This is a genomic window from Paenibacillus sp. GQ49 (assembly GCF_059759055.1).
In genome coordinates, this window is record NZ_JCAXEL010000006.1 from 61,152 (window position 1) to 82,072 (window position 20,921).

Below are 20,921 nucleotides of genomic sequence, written 5' to 3' on the forward strand. Positions count from 1 at the left end.
CAGCCTGCGATACAGTAAGTTGATCCAATCCAACTCATGGAGGTCATTATTATGAAAAAAGTGAACAAGTCCAGAAAAGCCGTTACAACGGCATCTATTTCCATGTTATCTGCAATGCTCTTTCTAACCGCCTGTGGCGGGGGTGGAGGCGGCGCGGCAAGTGAGGCGCAATCACCTGATGGTAAGGTGACATTGAATTTTATAACACAGAGCTCTCCACTGGCTCCAGCTGATCCAAACGACAAGCTGATTAACAAGCGACTCGAAGAGAAAACCAATGTGCATATCAACTGGAAGAACTATACGAGTGATGTGTTTGCAGAAAAAAGAAATCTGGCGGTCGCCAGCGGTGATTTGCCGGATGCCATTTTTGATGCAGGTTACGGGGATTATGATCTCCTGAAACTGGCGAAGGACGGGGCGATCATTCCACTAGAGGACATGATTGAACAACACATGCCCAATCTGAAAAAGGTGCTGGAGGAAGCTCCCGAATACAAGAGCATGATCACGGCTCCAGACGGACATATCTATTCATTCCCATGGATTGAAGAACTCGGAAGTGGCAAACAACGGATTCAGGCAGTGGATAACTTGCCCTGGATTAATGTGGAATGGTTGAACAAGCTTGGACTGAAGATGCCAACGACAACCGAAGAACTGAAAGAAGTATTGATTGCGTTCAAAACCCAAGACCCGAACGGCAACGGTAAGGCCGACGAAATTCCGTTATCTTTCATTAACAAACCGGGCGGAGAAGATCTGACATTTCTCTTTGCGGCATTTGGACTCGGAGAGAACTGGGATCATACTGTGGTAACCAATGATGGGAAAGTGGTCTTCACGGCAGCTGATGAAGGCTACAAGGAAGCGGTTAAATATATTCATGAGTTGGTTAAGGAAGGCCTCGTGGATGTCGAATCGTACCAACAGGATTGGAACACGTACCTGGCGAAAGGCAAGGATAACAAGTACGGCATGTACTTCACATGGGATAAGGCTAACATTACAGGCATGAATGATACGTATGATGTTCTGCCTCCGGTTGCCGGGCCTAACGGAGAGGTCAATGTCACAAGAACAAACGGGATTGGGCTTGATCGTGGTCGCATGGTCATTACCAGCAGTAATAAAAACCTGGAATCTACAGCGAAGTGGGTAGACCAACTGTACGATCCGCTCCAATCCGTACAGAACAACTGGGGTACCTATGGAGACGAGAGTCAGCAAAATATTTTTGAATTCGATGAAGCCAAAGGGATGCTGAAACATCTTCCACTGGAAGGATCTGCACCTGTGGAACTCAGACAAAAAACCAGTATTGCAGGACCATTGGCCATTCTCGACAGTTATTATGACAAATACACAACCAAACCGGAAGATGCGGCTTGGCGCATGGAACTTCTCGACAAGGTTATGGTTCCGCATATGAAAGCGGAGAACGTATATCCAAGTGTGTTCTTCTCCATTGATGAACTGGATCGATTGTCCACGATTGAGACCGATCTCTTCGCCTACGTGTTACGTCTGCGTACAGAATGGTATCAGAACGGGAAAATAGATCAGGACTGGGATGCTTACTTGAAAGAGTTGGATCGCCTTGGATTGCAAGAATGGCTGCAGATTAAACAAGCGGGATATGACCGTAACAACAAATAAAGAAAAGTACGGAGGAGAAACCATAATGTCGACAATTCTTAAACAAGATTACAGAAATGAATACCATTTCTCACCAAAAGAGAAGTGGATGAACGACCCAAACGGCATGGTGTTTTTCAATGGGGAGTATCACTTGTTCTATCAGTATCATCCGTTTGGTACTACATGGGGACCGATGCATTGGGGTCACGCGGTAACCCGAGATCTCGTCACTTGGGAGGAACTTCCTGTAGCTCTGGCACCGGATGAACATGGCATGATTTTCTCCGGCAGTGCGGTGGTGGACTGGAACAATACTTCCGGATTTTTCGAAGATGAGCCGGGGTTGGTAGCTATTTTTACACATCATCTGGAAGTACCAAATGAGCATCCTGTTCAGCGTCAGAGTCTGGCGTATAGCAAAGACAACGGCAGAACCTGGACTAAATACGAGGGTAATCCGGTATTAAAGCATGAGTCCTTTGTAGATTTCCGTGATCCCAAAGTGTTCTGGCATGAGCAGACCAAGGAATGGATTATGATTATCGCTTGTGGTCAAACGGTATGTCTGTACCGATCTCCCAATCTGAAGGATTGGACGCTAGGAAGTGAATTTGGCGAAGGGATCGGTTCACACGATGGCGTGTGGGAATGCCCGGACCTGTTCCCGCTTGCAGTGGATGGAGATTCAGAGCAGGTGAAATGGGTGATGCTCGTTAGCATCGGTGCAGATCCTGCTTTTAAAGAAGGATCCAGAACACAATATTTTACCGGAGATTTTGATGGAAGTACATTTGTCCCAGATGAGGCATCCCATACGGTTCGCTGGATTGATCATGGCCGGGATAACTACGCGGGAGTTAGTTGGTCAGACATTCCGGCTGAAGACGGCAGACGCCTGTTTATGGGGTGGATGAGCAACTGGATGTATGCCAACCAGACGCCAACCAATGATTATCGTGGAGCAATGACCATTGCACGGGAGCTGTCACTGGAGACAAGAGCAGGTGAAGTGATACTGATTCAACGTCCTGCGCGTGAGCTCAAGCAAGCCCGTACGCCATTATTGTCCCTACAGGATGCTTCGATTCAGCAAGTGAGTGAGCAGTTGAACGCTTTGCAAATAGTGAACTATGAGATCCATGCAGAGTGGACTCCAAATCAGTCGTTCCAGTTTGCCTTAAGAAGCGGAGCTGACAACGAAACGCTCGTTGGCGTAGACGCCAACCGAGGGGAAGTGTATATCGATCGTAGTGGATCGGGTATCGGCGATTTTCATGAACATTTCCTGAGCCGTCATACAGCTGAGTTAAAGGCACCGAGTGCGAATCAAAGTTTGCGTATCTTTGTAGATCATTCATCTGTGGAGGTATTTGCAAATGATGGTCAGGCGGTTATTACGGATCTGATCTATCCGGATGTGGATTCCAAGAGCATCTCTGCTCATGCCGAAAATACTGATCTGGTCTTCTCTTCACTTCATATCTATGAGATATCACCAACCAAGGCTAAAGGTTAATTGTAATGAAGGAAAGGAGTCCAGAACGATGCGTATTGGAGCCATAGAAGCGGGCGGAACAAAGTTTGTATGTGGTGTAGGTAATGAGCATGGACAGATTGAAGATCGGATCAGCTTTCCAACAGAACATCCGGAGACCACTCTTGCCAAGGTGATCGACTATTTCAGGGATAAAGATGTGGAAGCCATGGGGATCGGCTCCTTTGGTCCGATTGATCTGCAACCGGATAGTCCCACCTATGGTTATATTACGACCACACCTAAGCCTGGGTGGGGAAACTGTAATGTGATTGGAACCTTGAAGCATGAATTTCCGGTTCCTTTTGGATGGGATACAGATGTGAATGCTGCCGCGCTCGGTGAAGTGACGTGGGGAGCGGCGCAAGGGCTGGACAACTGTGTATATTACACGATTGGTACAGGCGTTGGTGTTGGACTTGTGGCAGGGGGCCAACGAGTCCATGGATTGTTACATCCCGAGGGTGGACATATTCGCACAAGACGCCATCCAGACGATCACTTTGCCGGATTATGCCCGTATCATGGCGATTGTCTGGAGGGTATGGCTGCAGGACCAGCCATTGAAGCCCGTTGGCAGATCCCTGGCAGTGAACTGCCGGCAGATCATCCGGCGTGGGAGATTGAGTCCTTTTACATTGCGGAGTCGATTACAACGGCCATCTTGCTTCATTCGCCGCAGAAGATCATCTTGGGCGGTGGTGTGATGCAGCAAGATCATCTGTTTCCTATCATCCGGGAGCAGGTAGTGCGGAATCTCAATGGTTATGTGAATGCAGCCCCAATTAAGCAACATATTGACCAATATATTGTTCAGCCCGGATTGGGCCAGCATGCAGGCCTGTGTGGTGCGCTCGCGTTGGGTCTGGAAGCATTGCAACATGCAGTGCTAGCTTCAAATGTTTCATAGTTTTCTACAATAATCTACATCCCAGAAGGGATGGCTGCGGGGTTCGCTTATTTGTATAAGCAAGACTGCACCGTCCTTTTTGGGCTTTTTTATTTTTTTTGAGGAGTTCAATATGTTTGAAAAAAATGGTGCGTTCTAAAATCCGATGTTGCTCAAGTGAGCTGCCAAAGGTATGATTTTTAGTGTTCTATAGTGCGATAAGACATTCGGAAATTAACGTGTCTCTAATGGAAAGGAATTCAACCAATGAACCCAATAACAATGCGTCAAGCTGTACAGGCAGACCAAGAACAACTCGCTGATTTGCGGGCGTTGGTACTCTACGATGATCTAAGCAGGTTGGGAAGGTACGATGATGTGAAAGTACGTGAACGTTTCCGAAATACGTTCGACCCTGTCCATACGCGGATTATTGAAGTGGAGGGTTCAATGGTAGGTTGTGTAGCGTTGAAGCCCAAGTCTGAGGTATATCTATTGGAACATTTCTACATACATCCCGATTATCAAGGCCAGAGAATAGGAACTCAGGTACTGAACATGCTGCTGGAACAGGATGAAGTTCAGGGGAAACGGATTATTTTAAATGTTTTGCAAGGAAGCCCTGCTCGGCGATTGTATGAACGATTTGGATTTATATTGGACAGTGAAGATGAGGTCGATGTATTTATGTCGGTCCAAGTGCAGTAAATTTTACTGTACATCTATATAAGTTGAACTAATCTTTTACACAGAAACGGAGAGGGCAGAAAAAACCTGGAAAAGCGAAGCGTTCGTCTGAGAGTTTTCTGAAAGAAAGCTACGTCGTAAGCATAGGCTTATCAGCGGATTTTACCCTTGAGAAAAGGGAATCAAAAAAATCTGGGGATAACAGCGATTGGAAGGTTGTTCTGTCATCGGAGTGTTCAGTGTAAAATCTTTAGTTCAAGTTATATAACAGACCCATTCATTTAATTCTTGAATGGGTCTATTGAACTTTTCTATTATACTTTCCGATGACGTTATCCTAATATGGATAATAACCTACTTTTTATATAGGAATTATATAGTATGGAGAATGCCAAGATGCCACAATGGAAGAGAAATCTGTATATTCTGTGGTTCGGCCTGTTTTTCAATCATATGGCGTACTCGCTATCCGTTCCGTTCTTTCCTATATTCCTGCAAAATGATCTCGGTATCCAGAGTGGCTTGGAAGCTTGGTCGGGTATCTCCATCTCCATCAGCTTTCTGATCAGCGGATTATGCGCACCCTTCTGGGGATCACTGGCTGATAAATATGGCAGCAAACTGATGCTGGTCCGTTCCGGAGTGGGGCTAGGCATTGCACATCTGGCTAACTTCTTTGTGTATGATCCGTATACGTTTATCGCGGTGAGGGTCTTTCAGGGACTCATGGCTGGTTTTCATCCCGCCTCGATTACACTGATCGGCACCAATACTCCGGAGAAACAGGTGGGTTATGCACTTGGCGTGATCTCTACGGCCAGCGCTGCGGGCGGAATTCTTGGTCCTCTTGCCGGTGGTGTATTGAGTCACTGGATCGGACTGCGGGGATGTTTCATTGCATCCGCTGTAATTACATTACTCGCGGCTCTGATGGTCCTCGGTGTTAAGGAGTCACGACAAACTCTTACGATCGTTCCAACGAAGATCATAGGGGATTTGAAAAGAGCGGCTTCCACGCCGGGTTTGATGCGAATCTACGGTTTGATTCTCTTAGTCTCGACCTCCGTGCTCATCATCGAACCGGTGCTGACGCTCTATGTGGTCCAGATTGGCGGAGATATTGGCAGTGCAACACTCAGTGCAGGAATTGTCTTCTCGGCGATTGGTGTGGCAACCGTCATTATGGGGCCGCGCTGGGGGAAGATTGGTGGAAGGATCGGATACGAGAGAACACTGTTTATCGGTCTGATTGGCGGTGGGATTGGCAGTCTGCTGCAAATGACAGCAACTAATCTGATTTATTTTGGCAGCCTGCGATTTGTCTTTGGTTTGTTCTTTGCTGCAGTCTATCCGGCGCTCAATGCGCTCATCATCAAGTATGCTGATCACGATTTTCGTGGGAGGGCTGTCAGTCTGAGTCAGACGGCGAGTCAGTTCGGTATTGTGCTTGGACCGTTAATCGGTGGTTTGTTCGGTGGATGGATCGGCATTCCGTTTATTTTTCTATTCACAGGGGTTGTATTAGTGGGAGCGGCTTGGGCAGTCCGGGTAAGTGATGTGAAACAAGCGGATACATCGGGATTAAGCATGGCAACAGCAGAAGCAGGCGGAAACAGCATAAAGAAATAATGAAATGACGAAACGACTCTCAGAGATAAAAGGATACTCGAACTGAATGGTCATCACTACAATCTAGGGAGGAATATATATGTCGCAACGACAATTGAAATTGGGAGCTAATCTGAACGGAGTGGGTAACAGCATATCCTTTTGGCGTCACCCGGATATTCCCATTAACGCGAGTGTTAGTCTGGAGTTCTACAAGAAGCAGGTGCGTATCGCGGAAAAAGGCAAGTTTGATCTGCTCTTTATTGCAGATGGCCTCTTCATTAACGAGAAGTCCAATCCTCATTTTCTCAATCGCTTTGAACCTCTCACGCTTCTGTCCGCACTCGCCGGGGCAACTTCCCACATCGGGCTGGTTGCTACATTGTCTACTTCCTATAGTGAACCCTTCACGGTTGCGCGGCAATTTGCCTCGTTGGATCAATTAAGCGGTGGGAGAGCCGGATGGAATGTGGTTACTTCACCTCTGGAAGGTTCGGCACTGAACTTTGGCAAAGGCGAACATCCGAACCATGCGCTCCGCTACGAGATTGCGGAAGAACATCTGAATGTGGTCAAAGGCCTTTGGGATTCCTGGGAGGACGATGCCTTTATCGGAGACAAGGAACAGGGCGTATTTTTCGATCCTGCCAAGTTACATACGCTGAATCACAAAGGAGCACACTTCTCGGTACAGGGTCCGCTTAATGTAGGGCGTTCGAAGCAGGGTCATCCGGTGATTTTTCAGGCGGGCTCATCCGAATCTGGTAAAGATCTGGCTGCCCGATCGGCGGATGCCGTCTATACAGGACATGAGACGTTGGAGGAAGCAAGGGAGTTCTACCGGGATGTGAAGGCAAGAGCAGTGGCATATGGTCGTCAGGCAGCGGATATCCTGATCTTCCCGGGCATTGGCCCGATTGTGGGTAGGACAGCGGAAGAGGCTGAGCAGAAGTATCAGGAAATTGCCGAACTGGTAAGTATTGATCAGGCGCTGAATTATCTGGGACGTTACTTCGATCATTATGACTTCTCCCAGTACGCGCTGGACGAACCTTTTCCCGAGATTGGGGAGATCGGCAGCAACAGCTTCCGCAGTACAACAGACAAGATTAAGCAGCAGGCACGGGAACAGGGGCTGACCCTGCGCCAAGTCGCGTTGCTGGTATCCACTCCACGTACATCGTTCATTGGTACACCGGATCAGATCGCAGATCAGATTCAGGAATGGTTTGAAGGCGAAGCGGCAGACGGATTCAATGTTCGTACCGTGGTGCCCAATGGATTGGAAGATTTCGTGGAGCTAGTTGTCCCGGTTCTGCAAGAACGAGGGCTGTTCCGCACGGAGTATGAACATGAGACGCTAAGGGAGAATCTGGGTCTTGAGATTCCACGTAACCGGTATACTTTAGAGAGCGTGAGATAGAAAAGATAGAGCGGTAATGACGTTAATGTAACGTTGTTGCGGCTCTTTTTTGATGGTTTCTTTTTCGGAGAGTACTGTTATTATAAAATGATAAAGAATACGATAAACAAGCTGCAATTCCAGACAAGTCACAGGAGGAGATTGGGATGATTAGAGGGTTAACGAATGCGGGACTGGGCAACATCGAGTCTGATGAACAATATATCACAGAGGCGGCCAAGCACGGATTCGGATCTGTAGATTTGAATCCGCTCTCATTGATTGAAACGTATGGCAAGGAACAGGCGCAACATCTGCTGGAAAGCAATCAGGTGATCATCGGTTCATCGGGCCTGACGGTAGAGTGGCGGACGACAGATGAGCAGTTTCGTGAGGGATTGCAATCGTTAGTCGCTATGGCTGAAGCCTCTGCTTCGCTGGACTGTTACAGCTGCTGCACGTATATTTTACCCTCAACGGATCAACCGGCAGCGCAATTTATGGCGGCAGCTACGAAACGCTTGAGACTCTGCGCAGATATCTTGGACGCTTACGGGATTAAGTTAGGGCTGGAGTTTGTTGGCTGCAATCATTTGCGGACGCAATGGAAGAATCCGTTTATCTGGCGTGTGGAAGATACGCTGGACTGGATCGAGACGATCCATGCGTCTAACGTAGGTTTGCTTGTAGATTCCTATCACTGGCATACGAATGGTTTACCGATGGAAGATCTGTTGAAGTTGAAGAAAGAGCAGATTGTTCATGTGCATATCAACGATGCTTATGATTTGCCGATCGAGGAATTACTGGATTATGAGCGTTTGTACCCCGGCGAAGGGGTCATTGATCTGGGCGGATTTCTGAGAAATCTGCAGGCGATTGGCTACAATGGTGTGGTGGCTCAGGAAGTACTGGCCCCGGCATCGAATCTTGGTTCAAGTGAGTTGTTCGCCAAGTCAAAAGCTGGATTCGATAAGGTGTTTGCGACAATATAAGCTACTGAAAAAAGGAGGACTGTTCCTGCCATGTTAAGGGCTATGGAACAGCCCTTTTCTGCTTTCTATTAATCCAACAAACCACGTTCTTTCAGTAATTGTGTCGTAACCACCCACAGTCTGTTTTGCATGGCCTCATCTCCGCCAGGATGTATAGGAACAATAGATGCTCCAGTTCCCACATTGAAATATCCTCCTGATACCTCGCCATACTTCTGTTCTACAGCCAACCGAGTTATGATATCCGCACCCCGTCGTGGGTCGCCGATGTGCAGAAAGGTTAGAATGCGCTCAAGCACACTTGCAAACCATAGTTCTCTCCCTAGACCCGTAACATTGAAGCCTGGATTCAAGGCATTTACGCGAATTCCGGTTCCACGCCATTGTCTGGCTAGTTCACCAGTAAACATAATATTGAGCAGTTTGGTTTTGCCATAGATTGGAGAGGAACCGCGTGCAGTAAATGGAGTGATATCCGTTAAGTCATCTGGCAATACCAGTGTGCCATGATTCCGCGAAGCTTCAGATGCAACATTGACGACTCGGGCATGGCCGGACTGAATCAGGGAAGATTGCAATGTGTGCGTTAACAGCCAAGGTGCCAAATAGTTCACGGCAATCATCTCGGCATATCCTTCGGACGTGACTCTCTGTTCAAATGCATGAAGTCCGGCATTATTCAAAATTACGTCTATACGCGGATAAGCGGCTGCAATCTCAAGCCCAACACGTTTTACATCACTCAGTAACGACAAGTCTCCATAGAAAAATTCGATTTTGGCACAAGGCATGATTTCCTTGATTTTGTACCTGGTAGCGTCTGCACGTTCCTTGCTTCGGGCTGTGAGTATAAGGTGTGCCCCGCGTTTGGCGAGTTCCATGGCAGCAAGCTGACCTAAACCGCTTGTTGCTCCGGTGATGACAATAATGGGATGTTTAGTTTTCATGAGAAGATCTCCTTTTGACACGAATAGATTCGGAATTATATAATGGACATAAATCAACTATAAATATTAATTGATATTTGTCAACTATATTTCGAAAAGTCTACTTTCATGTATCTGGGAGAGGGAGTTAACAATAATGAGTAAAAATTCAGTCAAAACCAAAGCTAGAACAGCCCTGGAGCTAGCGCTGGGTGAGCAGATTCATGCACTGATCAGTGCATCGCATGCGCTTAACGTTCGGTCAGCCGAGCGTTTTGATGCGAACCTGCAACCTGCCGCTTTTCAACTGGTACGGTGGCTCTACTCCTATGGCCCAACAAGCGCCGCGGCTTTGGCAGAAGCGAATGCAATGGACCGCAGCTCGGTCAGCCGATTAATCAAACAACTCGAAAAGTCAGGATATGTTAGCAAAGAGCAAGACCCCAACGATCGGCGCGGGGTGTTACTGTCTCTTACGGAACTGGGTCAACAATCGACGGTTGGTGCGCTCAAGGAGAAGGAGTCAGCTTTTTATGGCCGTATATCCAGATGGGATGATAAGGAACTGGAGCGTTTCACCGCCATGCTCAGGCAGTTTAACGGTTTGGAAGAAAAGTGAGATGAACAATAGTGTGGATTGTATTTGATACCTGAACCATAGGACATGTCACCATGGAGCGAGGTAGACTACAAATTCATAGCAAAAGCGAACATCTGGTGATGTCCGCTCGTGAAGTTCCCAGATCATTTATAGTTTCCAGGGAAGCTGCGGGATTTTATATCGGAAACCCTGATGGTTTCCTTTTCTCACATATATCCAAGGTGGTGGGACAGGGGTGCCTAGTGCTTTATACAAGACCGTTCCTTCATCGCTCGCGGAATATTCTTCGATACTACTTTGGATATCCTCCCAATGAACCTTACCTTGGTAAGACAGTGTCTGCCCTTGAACGATAACATGAGGTGCACCTGAAATAACTCTCTGCGTTATGTTGAGAACGCCAACCTTTCCTGAGGACAACATCATCAACTCACTCATGAAAAGTATGATAATCAAAATGACTATGCTCACAATCCATCGCTTTTTTCTCATTTTGTGACCTCCACTACCTAGGGATCATTTCCTCATAGTTAATGACTTTTAATAACATAATCTCGTCAGAGATGGTATTGATTTTGACTGAATAGGGCTTAATAGCTTGCAGGAATTCATTAATGATTTTCTTACGATCCTTATTAAAGACGGCAGATGGTATGTGATTCTCTTTTAATACGTTATCATTCATTATGACTTGTTTAGAATAACTTACTGAATTACTATAATCGATTAGATGCGTGACCCCCGTGAATTTGCCACTAGTTATTGTACCTTTGGAGAATTCGGATGGTTTAATCCCAATATATTTTTCAGAAGAACCGTGTTTCTTTTTATAATTGATAATCGTGTCAAAAAAGTCCTTATCCCCGGTTAACTTTTCGTTGAAATAATCATTTTTGAGAGCAATCGTAGTTGTATGATCAGTATATCCTAGTGAGACAGTATCTGAAGAGTGGATTGCGTAATATCCTTGAGACATCTTGCCCTGATTGAATGTTCCATCGTTAATGGTGTTGTTGTAACGGTCATGTATAGGGTAAACCTTACCATCAGAAGTAAGATACTGTACTTCTAGCCATTGCGTAATTTCTTTTCCTTTACCATGATATGTATCGTTAATCCATGATCCGATGTAGGTTTTTGTAGTGAATTCACCTGTTCCATGGCCCATATTAGATTCATTGTAATCCTCAAAGGGGACACCTCCACCTTTAACTAATGTATATGTATACTTGCCTTTTCCTTGCCGTGTACCACTCACCCAATCTCCAGAGTAAACTTCGGTTTTTCCCCATCTCGCGGTTCCTTTACCATGAGGTTTCCCGTTTGAAACTTCACCATAGTACGTCGCTCCATCTGATAATTTTAAGGTTACTTTCTTCGATGCTGCTTCTGTTGGAGTAGAGCTTGATAATAGTACAATGATCATGGTGATCGTTAATCCAAGACCTAGATAGAATCTTTTCAAAAGTGTGCAACTCCTTCAATGTATAATGATCTTTACGTTGTTAGCCATCTCCAACATTATCGGTTTATGTATCGTATTTTTCCAGTTTAAATATAAAGTGGAGATAGGTTTGATTTCACAAACAACTCGTCCCCAGTTCACAAAAGTAAAGATATAAATGCTGAAGCAAAATCCCGCTCAACCCAAAGTACCTGCGGCTTCATGGCATATTATGCCTGTAGTTCGTGGGTGCTTTTTTCTATACTCAGCATATGCGCAACCCTGATCTTTTTACAAAATCCACTATCTACTCCATCTCATCATTCCGCTACACCAGTTCTCCTCCTAATGATCCACAGCAGTGGTGGAACTTTCCTGAATCGTGAACAATCTCTGAATTTTGTATCACCTCCTATTTGCAGCGTTATCCCTAGATTCACTCCCCCAATATGGAGCAGTACAGAGCATGGCTCTGTTAGAAAAAGCTTGAGAAACCTTTAACGGAATATGAAAGAATGCAGGTATATGTAAAATTTTAAATACATGCTTCCAGGCCGTTGACCCTGCCCCCGAAAGTCTCTTATATTTACTCCCGACACAACAACTCAGATCGGGTGGTGGAATGATTTTGTTCAATATTAAAGGCAAGAAAATGCTCGCGATGCTTACACTTATACCCTTGGCTACAGGGATGGTCATGGGGGCTTTCCCTGCTGCGATAACGTATGCAGATGCTGGGGACAACACAGCGATCAACAGCTCCGCAACAGGTTCTTGGCAAACGGGAGATTTGCATGTACATACGTTTGAGTCCGATGATGCACAGGTTTCACTGGAGAACGTGCTCGATGCGGGTTTAACCAAATATGGGCTGGACTGGATCGCGCTTACGGATCATTTGCGGTTATCCAAACGAGATCACAACGGGAACGACATTTCGGGTGGACCAATACCGATGTCCCAAGGAATGAATGAGTATCAGGTGCCACAGATCAAGGCCCTTCAGAATGCAGGTAAATACGCAGGAAAAACGATCTTCTCCGGTTTCGAATGGGACATGCCGACACATGAACACGTTGGGGTGGGGATTCTTACGGATGAACCGAATTCAACCGAAGCGCTGAACGCTGCCAAGGAATTCGAATACCGTTTCACGAATCGCGCAGCGAACCTGTTTAATGCGGCTGACGTAACAAAATGGGATCAGAACGGAGCGCGTGCGTACACGACTCATAAGGATGCCTTAACCGCCATCAATTGGCTCGCAACGAACTATCCAACGACAAGTTATGCGATGATCAACCATCCTTCACGCGGCAAAAACAAATATACCATCGCGGACTTCCGTGAGTTTAACGATCTGGCACCACAAGTGGTATTTGGTATCGAAGGCATGCTGGGTAACCAGATGGAACCGGATCGTGGAGGGTACAACACAAGCTACAATGTAGCTAATCCGACCGCAGATGATGGATACAAATACCGTACATACGGCGGTGTAGACTATATGGTCGCCAAGGTTGGCGGACTATGGGATGCATTGCTGGGAGAAGGACGTCACTTTTGGAACTATGGCAATTCGGATTACCACTTCAAGACGATTGGCACGAATTCCAGTGGTTATTTTCCGGGCGAATATGCCAAGACTTATTCTTGGGTTGAGGGTACAGGTATGCAGGCTGTTCTGGATGGACTGCGTTCGGGGAAATCATTTTCCGTATTCGGCGACCTGATCAACGCACTGGACTTTACAGCTTCCGGAGCGGGTGCTCAGGTTGAGATGGGCGGAGACCTTCATGTGACTCAAGGCGATGAAGTAGAGCTGAAGATTCGCTTCAAGAGTCCAACGGCGAGCAATAACTATGAAAATCCAATCAACAGCGGCACGTCTGCTGGACAAGTACCCATGGTGGATCACGTTGATCTCATCGCTGGGGATGTGACAGCCAAGGCCCAGAAGGGTACAGCCGCATATACCAAAGACACCAACGATTCTACCAAAGTACTGGCTACCTTCACACCCAACGATTGGACCACAGATGCCGAAGGTTATAATGTCATCACGTACAAGATCAAAGCTACAGACCAGGACAAGTATTTCCGCCTGCGCGGTACGAATCTGGGCATGAACGTGACAGGTGAGACTGTAAATGGTGAACCGCAGCTTGATCCGAAAAATACGACAGCTGATGCAACGATCCGCTTTAATCAAATTAACGATAGCAACTATCGCGATCTGTGGTTCTACTCAAATCCAATCTTTGTGAGTGCCACACCTTACAGTGATGCACAAGCAGTAACCGATACGCTTCAAGCAATCGATCTGGGCGATCTGAACGCGGTCCATTCCGATCTTACCCTTCCTGTTGAAGGGAAGCATGGTGCAACGATTAGCTGGTCCAGCTCCAACCCGGAACTAATGAATAACGAGGGCAAGCTGCTAACGCAACCGGACAATAATGAGCGATTGGAACTGACGGCAACCGTGCAACGTGGCACGGAGTCACAACCCAAAACGTTCACTGTCATTGTGGAAGGCAAGAATAATCAGGCGCTGGTATTAAAAAGCAACATGACTACCGCTGACGGCCAGCCGTATCACACGGATACATGGACGAACCAGTCCGTAACGGTTAGTGTAACCAGCGCAGTATACGCGCCTGCTACTTCCGCGATCATCGAGTTGTCTCGTGATGGAGGGCAGACGTACGAACTTTATACAGAGAATACACCTTTGGAGGTAACGGAGCCGGGAGAGCACAACCTTTTATTCCGAGCAACAGACGATCTGGAACAAACGTATACTTTACCTCTGGTCATTCAAATAGACCGTGAGATTCCCGTCATCACCCTGCAAGGTAGCAGCCAGATGACGCTGAACGTAGGAGATACGTACAACGAGCCTGGAGCACAGGCTTCTGATAATGTCGGCACCCGTGGTTCCGTGCAGGTGGATGGCACGGTGAACACACAGGCAGCAGGGATCTACACCCTTCGGTATAACGTGAAGGATATCGCTGGTAATGCGGCACAGGAAGTTATCCGTACCGTGACTGTACAAGCCCGCTCAGGCAATGGTGGCGGGGGTTCAGGTGGAGGTAATGGAGGCAACTCTGGTGGGAATTCTGGAGGAAACACACCAAGTGTGCCAACAACGCCTACCGTTCCAACCACACCAACCAACCCGGAAACGGGGTCAGATTCATCCACTGAAGTGAAGGTGGAGGTGGGAGCGAATCAGCCGGTCCAAACGGGTTTGAAAGACATCGTGCAATTCAATGTTCCATCGGGAGCCATTGGTTCCAAGGATACGCTGCAAGTGTCTGTGGTTGCCAAGGATAAGTTGCAGAATACAGCTTCCCTGAATGTGCTTGGACAAGCTGTACAGATCAGCCGCAGTGGCGGAAGAACGTTGAATGATCAGGCGACATTGAGCCTGAATATGGATTCGGCAGATATGCCTAACGGTACCCAACCTGCAATCTACTATTATAATGAAGCTCGTCAGAGCTGGGTATTTATCGGTGGCAAGATGAATGCAGCAGGAAGCATAACGGCCAATGTTAATCATCTGGGTACATTCGTTGTGTCCAGTTACACACCGGTGAATCTGTCTGACCTGAATGGACACTGGGCTTCCGACTACGCAGATCGTTTGTTGGGCATGAACGTGATTCAAGGTTACACAGATGGAACATTCCAACCTTCCAAAAAGATCACACGGGCAGAGTTTGTTACGTTGCTCAGTAAGGCGCTGGCATTAAAATCAGTGCAAACGGATCTGACATTTGCAGATCAAGGTAGTCTGCCAGACTGGGCCAAAGGTGATATTGCCGCAGCCGTACAAGCGGGAATTGTGAAAGGCTACGGTGATAACACATTTAAGCCCGATCGTACGATTACTCGTGCCGAGATGGCAGTCATGATGGCGAATGCGCTGAAAGTAAGTTCAGATGCACAAGCCGGAATGTCTGGTAATACATCCGTTAAACCAAGTTTCACCGATGCATCGCAGACGCCATCTTGGGCACAAGAAGCACTGGATGCAGCGGTGCAGGCCAAGATTGTGAGTGGATATACGGACCATACGGTTCGTGCAGGAAGTGAAACGACCCGAGCGGAAGCTGCCACGATGATCTATAACTTGTTGCTGGCCATGTACGTGTAAGGAGTAACGAATAGAATTAACCGTAATTTCAGCAGATATAAAGTAGATAAAAAACTGATATCCTTTTGGGGTATCAGTTTTTTTGGGATTAAGACTATCTCATCTTGGATGGTATTTAAGACGTTCCATAGCTTTAATTCACGAAACGAAAGGGCAAGTTACTGTGATAGAATGAGTTAGGTTTGGATGATGAAACGGTGGGGGCTAGAAAATGAACAAAACGGAGCGGCAACTTGCGATTACGCTTGAATTGCAGAGAAGAAAGATGTTACGAGCAGAAGATTTAGCTGCTCAATTGGAGACAAGTGTACGGACGATATATCGAGATATTCAGGCATTAAGCGAAGCTGGCGTTCCGATTATGGGAGCCCCGGGTCATGGGTATTCCCTCATGGAAGGATATTTTCTGCCCCCGGTAAGCTTCACCGTAGAAGAAGCTGTATCCCTGCTTATGGGAGCTGATTTTATCGAACAGAGATTGGATACAGAATACGCGATGGAGGCTAAGTCGGCTCAACGTAAAATTGAAGCGATTTTACCAGAATCCGTTCGAAACGAATCGATACGTGTTCGGGAAACGATGCGACTGCTTCATACGGTTGAACCTTTAACCCGAGCGCGGGTGAAAACATACCTTAACCAGATACGTAATGCCATTTTGGAACAACGTAAAATCAGCTTTATGTATTTGAAAAAAATGCCAGGAACGGATGGGAATCGGTATAACATGCGTGAGGTTTCACCCTATGGCCTCTCACTGGTTCAGGAGAATTGGATGTTAATTGCACGTTGTGATATGCGACAAGACATTCGTCATTTTCGTTTGTCACGGATGACTGAACTTTCCGTGCTGGAGGATCAATTCCTTTTGCCACCGGATTTTGATCTAAACAGTTATCGACCTCCTGACGACCGTAACGAGCAAGTATTAATTCGGGCTAAACCTGAAATTGCTGACAAAATTATGGAGGCCCTTCATTTTTATATGGATGCATTTGAGGAGCAAGAGGAAGGTGTTGTTTTTCATTTTCGTGTCCGCTACCCGGAAGAAATATTGCATTATTTACTTGGATGGGGTGGAGATATCGAGGTCTTGGAGCCGGAGTCTTTGCGCTTCCGAATGCAGGAAGTAGCCAAAAACATCTTAAAACACTACTGACATACACCTGTCAGTAGTGTTTTTTTATACTTTGATATATCACAGATCAAGAGGAGTGGGTTGAAGGATGAGAAGTACAACGGAAGTATTGACATCATTTGAAACGGCTGTAGAACGATATTTGGCAGAACTGAACAAATTGGATATGTCTAGCTTATATAAAAAACAGAGTGAAGAGGAATGGTCCATTGGACAGATGTATGTACATTTGATTCAATCAGCGCTTTTCTTACATCTGCATAATATTGAGCAGTGTTTGAGCAGCGAGGATTCGACATTAAACTCGGGGGAGGAAAAAACAGAACTAGGTAGGAAAGTATTTGAATTAGGACAATTCCCTCCCGTGCCTGTTAAAGTCCCTGCTTCCCCGCAGTACACCCCGCAACCACCTGAGAGCATGGAGTCCTTGATCGACGGGCTTCACGAGGTAGTGAACCGGATGAGAAGCACGGCATCTGTACTACACCAAGCGTCCGTAAACAACAAAATACGTCATCCAAGGCTTGGCGCTCTAAACGCTCAGGAGTGGTTTTTGTTGATAGAGATGCACTACAGACATCATTTTTTGCAATTAGATCGATTGAAATCGAATCTGGAAATGTAAACGAGAGAAGGGAATGGGATGTATCCATGAAACCAAATCAGGATAGCAGATATTGGATTGGCGTTGTATCTGCTTCTCATGTAAATGTAGCCGTAGAGGGAGGGTTTGCGCAGCTGTGCCATGGCAAGTCAGCGCTGTTGCGACAGATGTCCCCGGGCGATTGGATGATATACTACTCTCCACGTACAGACATATCAACTGGCAAGCCGCTACAGGCTTTTACCGCTATTGGTCAGATTATCGACGACAGGGTCTACCAATATCAGATGTCGGAATCATTTGTACCCTTTCGCCGAGATCTCCGTTATCTTCCGTGTCGAGAAGTAAAGATTGCAACGTTGTTAGACCAGCTCACTTTTACACGTGGGAATCGCAATTGGGGGTTTCCATTTCGTAAAGGTCACTTTGAGATTGGGGTTGATGACTTCAGGATGATAGCTTCCTCCATGTTGGAAGATGAGACACAGTCACTACTGGATATTAGCTTAAGCCATAAATGTTAACCAAACCAAAAGGCCCATAGATTGTCTATGGACCTTTTAATTTTAAGGATAATCATATCCTCCACCGTTGATATTACATTTGCGAAGACGCTGGATGCCCAAGGAAAGACCTTTAATCGCTCCGTATTGCTCAATAGCTTGAATCATATACACAGAACAGCTTGGTTCAAAACGACATTTGTTCCTCACCTCAATGGGGGCAAAACGTTGATAAATTCTAATACTCCATATCAGGATCACTCTAACACGTCGTAGAACTATGAATAACATACTTGCTATGAAAACAATCTGGGCACTTAGCAAAGCATATACTGGAATGAATGGATTCAAGAGATAGAAACAGATCATAGAGATGATTAGCCCTGCGAATAATGCAAGTGAAACGTTAAGCAAAGACTTCAACCAATCGATTTCTGGAATAACATGAGTTCTTATATAGAAACTGCTTCGAGGATCGTTTTCTTCATGATGTGTATGTAAGAGTCTAATAAGTTCTTCTTCGGAAGGCATGTTATTATATATCAGTTCCTCAGATTCTGAGTTTCGCATGATTGTTGTACTATTATTAAATCTCTCTGTAGAAAATCAGCATATAATGATGCGTTGTAACAGGTTGTTGGAGACAACCGGGTTTCTCAGTGACGGCAAGCGACTCCATGGATTGATAGATCCATCCGGATTGTGCTTTGTGATTGATGATATCCGCAAATAAATTAACAGCAGCCTGAGTATCACCTCGGTTTACTTGAACATTTTTCGGACCCGGAACAACTGTGTACTCTCTCATTTAAATCATCCTTTCGTATGTTGGAATTATGGCAATAGACATTCCATTATTTTACTATGGGTATGGTGAACTGTCGATTGAAACTTATTAGATGAGATTGAATTAAATGATAGGCCATCTAACTGGATGGTCTTTGTTGCGATTAAGGTTTAAATTCACTTGGAAAAGTCAATAAAAGCTCTGTAAGCAACGCTGTACAATCCACTGAAAACCAGTACAATTGAACCTATAAGAACATGAGATAAAGAGAGGGATTTCTCCATGACGGATACAAGTGGGAATCGCAAAGTTGACGGCTATCTAAAGAAACTCAAAACGTGGAAGGAAGAGTCTACAAAGCTGAGAGAGATCATTCGAGATTTTGAACTGACAGAGGATATGAAATGGATGCACCCTTGCTATATGCTGGATGGGAAAAACATCGTACTAATTCATGGATTCAAAGAATACGTGGCCATTCTGTTCTTCAAAGGTGCTCTGCTGAAGGATAACCACGGCATTTTGGTCCAGCAAACGGAGAATGTACAGGCAGAGCGTCAGCTTCGCTTCACCAGTCTGGAGCAGATTGAGGAGCAGGAGGCTATGATCAAAGCCTATATCCAGCAAGCGATTGAAGTGGAACAGGCCGGACTGCAAGTGGAAATGAAAAAAACTGCCGAATATAGCGTTCCTGAGGAGCTTCAGCAGCAATTCGATGAGAATCCTGCTTTCCGAGATGCATTTGAAGCACTGACACCCGGACGGCAGCGGGCATACCTCTATTATTTCTCACAACCAAAGCAAGCCAAAACAAAAGTGTCACGAATCGAGAAGTGCATGCAGCCGATCCTGGAGGGCAAAGGATTGAATGATTAATCTTAACAGGAGAGTGTCCCATATTATTCGAACTTACCAATACTACGCAATTTTTAATTTTGCAGAGGATGGAATTAATGTTACATTTCCTGATTTGCCTGGATGTATCACCTGTGGCGATTCAGTTGAAGAAGCATTATTGATGGCGAAAGAAGCACTTGAATTATTTTTGGATGGAGAACCTGTTGAAGATATTCCTCCACCTCAAAGCATAATGCCTGAATTATTGAACTCTAAAGATAAAGCGTATTTAATTGAAGCAAGTATTACGTATTACTGATCGACTCTATATTTACATATCTGAACTCACCATACGGAGTTTAGAACATCGTCGACTTCTTTGATTCTTGTAACAGACGGTGTTTGAATTAGATTTCCTTTGACCATAACCATAGAGATGTCTGACAAGGCCTCGATATGTTCCAGTGGATTTTGCTCCATGATAATCAGATCGGCATTTTTTCCGATATCCACCATCCCTGTAACATCCTCAACACCGAGGATTTTCGCATTGGTTCGAGTCACCATGTCGATGACCTGTTTGTTGTTCAGGTTGGCCTGCCTCATGTAGTGGTCCATCTCTCTCCACATATCATAGTGAGTCACGTAAGGCATGGAGGCATCGGTGCCGATCCCGATGGTGATGTCGTTTTCGATTGCTTGTTTTACACCTTTGAGCATGGAATCGTAGACGAGTCTTGAATTCTCTTTTACCGTTGCACTTACCTTTGTTACGCTGGTATCCAGTGAAGCGGATGAATAGGCGGCTTGCAGGGTGGGGATGAGTGCGGTGTAACCATTCAGGGCATTGGGATTATTTTTGAACAAATGAATGATTTCGTCATCCATCTCCGAACCGTGCTCGATGGTATCAACGCCACCTTGTAACGCAACTCTTACGCCTTCCGTGCTCTCCACATGCGCTGCCACCCGCAAACCAATCTTATGCGCTTCATCGCAGATCGCCGCAACTTCGTCCACCGTCATCTGTAAACGGCCAGCCTCTCCCACCATTTTCGCATCTGTCACGCCACCCGTCACACAGATTTTGATCAGATCCACGCCGTGTTTCACATTGATGCGTACATTTTTGCATGCCAATGGATGGTTTGATAAGA

19 protein-coding genes are annotated in these 20,921 nt (G+C 46.0%); 14 read left to right on the top strand and 5 right to left on the bottom strand.

The features are described 5' to 3' along the window. Positions 1-51: 51 nt before the first annotated feature. From AC6CIF_RS13125 to AC6CIF_RS13155, 7 genes are all read left to right on the top strand, one after another. Complete coding sequence (locus tag AC6CIF_RS13125) at positions 52-1,659, top strand: ABC transporter substrate-binding protein (protein ID WP_498199963.1); 1,608 nt, start codon at positions 52-54, stop codon at positions 1,657-1,659. A 25-nt stretch (positions 1,660-1,684) separates the two neighbouring features. After that, on the top strand, positions 1,685-3,157 hold the full coding sequence (locus tag AC6CIF_RS13130; protein WP_498199964.1) for a glycoside hydrolase family 32 protein: 1,473 nt from the start codon (positions 1,685-1,687) through the stop codon (positions 3,155-3,157). A gap of 28 nt (positions 3,158-3,185) precedes the next feature. Next, a complete protein-coding gene (locus tag AC6CIF_RS13135; protein WP_498199965.1) occupies positions 3,186-4,085 on the top strand; it encodes an ROK family protein in 900 nt (299 codons plus the stop codon). 246 nt (positions 4,086-4,331) lie between these two features. Further along, on the top strand, positions 4,332-4,772 hold the full coding sequence (locus AC6CIF_RS13140) for a GNAT family N-acetyltransferase (protein WP_498199966.1): 441 nt from the start codon (positions 4,332-4,334) through the stop codon (positions 4,770-4,772). Between the two features lie 375 nt (positions 4,773-5,147). Next, the gene (locus AC6CIF_RS13145) at positions 5,148-6,380 is read left to right on the top strand and encodes an MFS transporter (RefSeq protein ID WP_498199967.1); all 1,233 of its coding nucleotides are present in this window, start codon (positions 5,148-5,150) and stop codon (positions 6,378-6,380) included. A 79-nt stretch (positions 6,381-6,459) separates the two neighbouring features. Then, positions 6,460-7,782 carry an LLM class flavin-dependent oxidoreductase gene (locus tag AC6CIF_RS13150; protein WP_498199968.1) on the top strand — a complete coding sequence of 441 codons (1,323 nt, stop codon included), beginning with the start codon at positions 6,460-6,462 and terminating at the stop codon, positions 7,780-7,782. A gap of 146 nt (positions 7,783-7,928) precedes the next feature. Continuing rightward, the gene (locus AC6CIF_RS13155) at positions 7,929-8,756 is read left to right on the top strand and encodes a sugar phosphate isomerase/epimerase family protein (RefSeq protein WP_498199969.1); all 828 of its coding nucleotides are present in this window, start codon (positions 7,929-7,931) and stop codon (positions 8,754-8,756) included. Between the two features lie 68 nt (positions 8,757-8,824). Here AC6CIF_RS13155 and AC6CIF_RS13160 read toward each other — a convergent pair whose 3' ends face one another. Next, positions 8,825-9,703, bottom strand: a complete 879-nt coding sequence (locus AC6CIF_RS13160; RefSeq protein WP_498199970.1) for an SDR family NAD(P)-dependent oxidoreductase — start codon at positions 9,701-9,703, stop codon at positions 8,825-8,827. 136 nt (positions 9,704-9,839) lie between these two features. Between AC6CIF_RS13160 and AC6CIF_RS13165 the strand changes: the two genes are divergently transcribed. After that, entirely contained in the window at positions 9,840-10,301 is a 462-nt protein-coding gene (locus tag AC6CIF_RS13165; RefSeq protein ID WP_498199971.1) for a MarR family winged helix-turn-helix transcriptional regulator, read from the top strand. 487 nt (positions 10,302-10,788) lie between these two features. Here AC6CIF_RS13165 and AC6CIF_RS13170 read toward each other — a convergent pair whose 3' ends face one another. Next, positions 10,789-11,748: an MORN repeat-containing protein gene (locus AC6CIF_RS13170; RefSeq protein WP_498199972.1), complete on the bottom strand. Its 960-nt coding sequence runs from the start codon at positions 11,746-11,748 to the stop codon at positions 10,789-10,791. Between the two features lie 607 nt (positions 11,749-12,355). Between AC6CIF_RS13170 and AC6CIF_RS13175 the strand changes: the two genes are divergently transcribed. The 4 genes from AC6CIF_RS13175 to AC6CIF_RS13190 all read left to right on the top strand — a co-directional run bounded on the left by AC6CIF_RS13175 (position 12,356) and on the right by AC6CIF_RS13190 (position 18,161). Further along, positions 12,356-15,895: an S-layer homology domain-containing protein gene (locus AC6CIF_RS13175; protein ID WP_498199973.1), complete on the top strand. Its 3,540-nt coding sequence runs from the start codon at positions 12,356-12,358 to the stop codon at positions 15,893-15,895. Between the two features lie 211 nt (positions 15,896-16,106). Beyond that, positions 16,107-17,054, top strand: a complete 948-nt coding sequence (locus AC6CIF_RS13180; RefSeq protein ID WP_498199974.1) for a helix-turn-helix transcriptional regulator — start codon at positions 16,107-16,109, stop codon at positions 17,052-17,054. Between the two features lie 67 nt (positions 17,055-17,121). After that, positions 17,122-17,658: a DinB family protein gene (locus tag AC6CIF_RS13185; RefSeq protein ID WP_498199975.1), complete on the top strand. Its 537-nt coding sequence runs from the start codon at positions 17,122-17,124 to the stop codon at positions 17,656-17,658. 26 nt (positions 17,659-17,684) lie between these two features. Then, a complete protein-coding gene (locus AC6CIF_RS13190) occupies positions 17,685-18,161 on the top strand; it encodes an EVE domain-containing protein (protein WP_498199976.1) in 477 nt (158 codons plus the stop codon). Between the two features lie 42 nt (positions 18,162-18,203). On the opposite strand, the gene yidD is transcribed toward AC6CIF_RS13190, so the two are convergent. Together yidD and AC6CIF_RS13200 are read right to left on the bottom strand one after the other, a co-directional pair. Beyond that, positions 18,204-18,710, bottom strand: coding sequence for a membrane protein insertion efficiency factor YidD (gene yidD / locus AC6CIF_RS13195; RefSeq protein ID WP_498199977.1), 507 nt, complete (start codon positions 18,708-18,710; stop codon positions 18,204-18,206). Between the two features lie 16 nt (positions 18,711-18,726). Further along, positions 18,727-18,948 (bottom strand): hypothetical protein, encoded by a 222-nt coding sequence (locus tag AC6CIF_RS13200; protein WP_100529170.1) that lies wholly within the window; start codon positions 18,946-18,948, stop codon positions 18,727-18,729. A 261-nt stretch (positions 18,949-19,209) separates the two neighbouring features. Between AC6CIF_RS13200 and AC6CIF_RS13205 the strand changes: the two genes are divergently transcribed. Continuing rightward, a complete protein-coding gene (locus tag AC6CIF_RS13205) occupies positions 19,210-19,803 on the top strand; it encodes a YdeI/OmpD-associated family protein (protein WP_498199978.1) in 594 nt (197 codons plus the stop codon). Next, the gene (locus AC6CIF_RS13210; RefSeq protein WP_498199979.1) at positions 19,796-20,083 is read left to right on the top strand and encodes a type II toxin-antitoxin system HicB family antitoxin; all 288 of its coding nucleotides are present in this window, start codon (positions 19,796-19,798) and stop codon (positions 20,081-20,083) included. The genes AC6CIF_RS13205 and AC6CIF_RS13210 overlap by 8 nt, the downstream gene beginning before the upstream one ends. 26 nt (positions 20,084-20,109) lie before the next feature. Here the strand turns inward: AC6CIF_RS13210 and AC6CIF_RS13215 are convergent, their stop codons facing one another. Next, positions 20,110-20,904 (bottom strand): amidohydrolase family protein, encoded by a 795-nt coding sequence (locus tag AC6CIF_RS13215; RefSeq protein ID WP_498199980.1) that lies wholly within the window; start codon positions 20,902-20,904, stop codon positions 20,110-20,112. Positions 20,905-20,921: the final 17 nt, after the last annotated feature.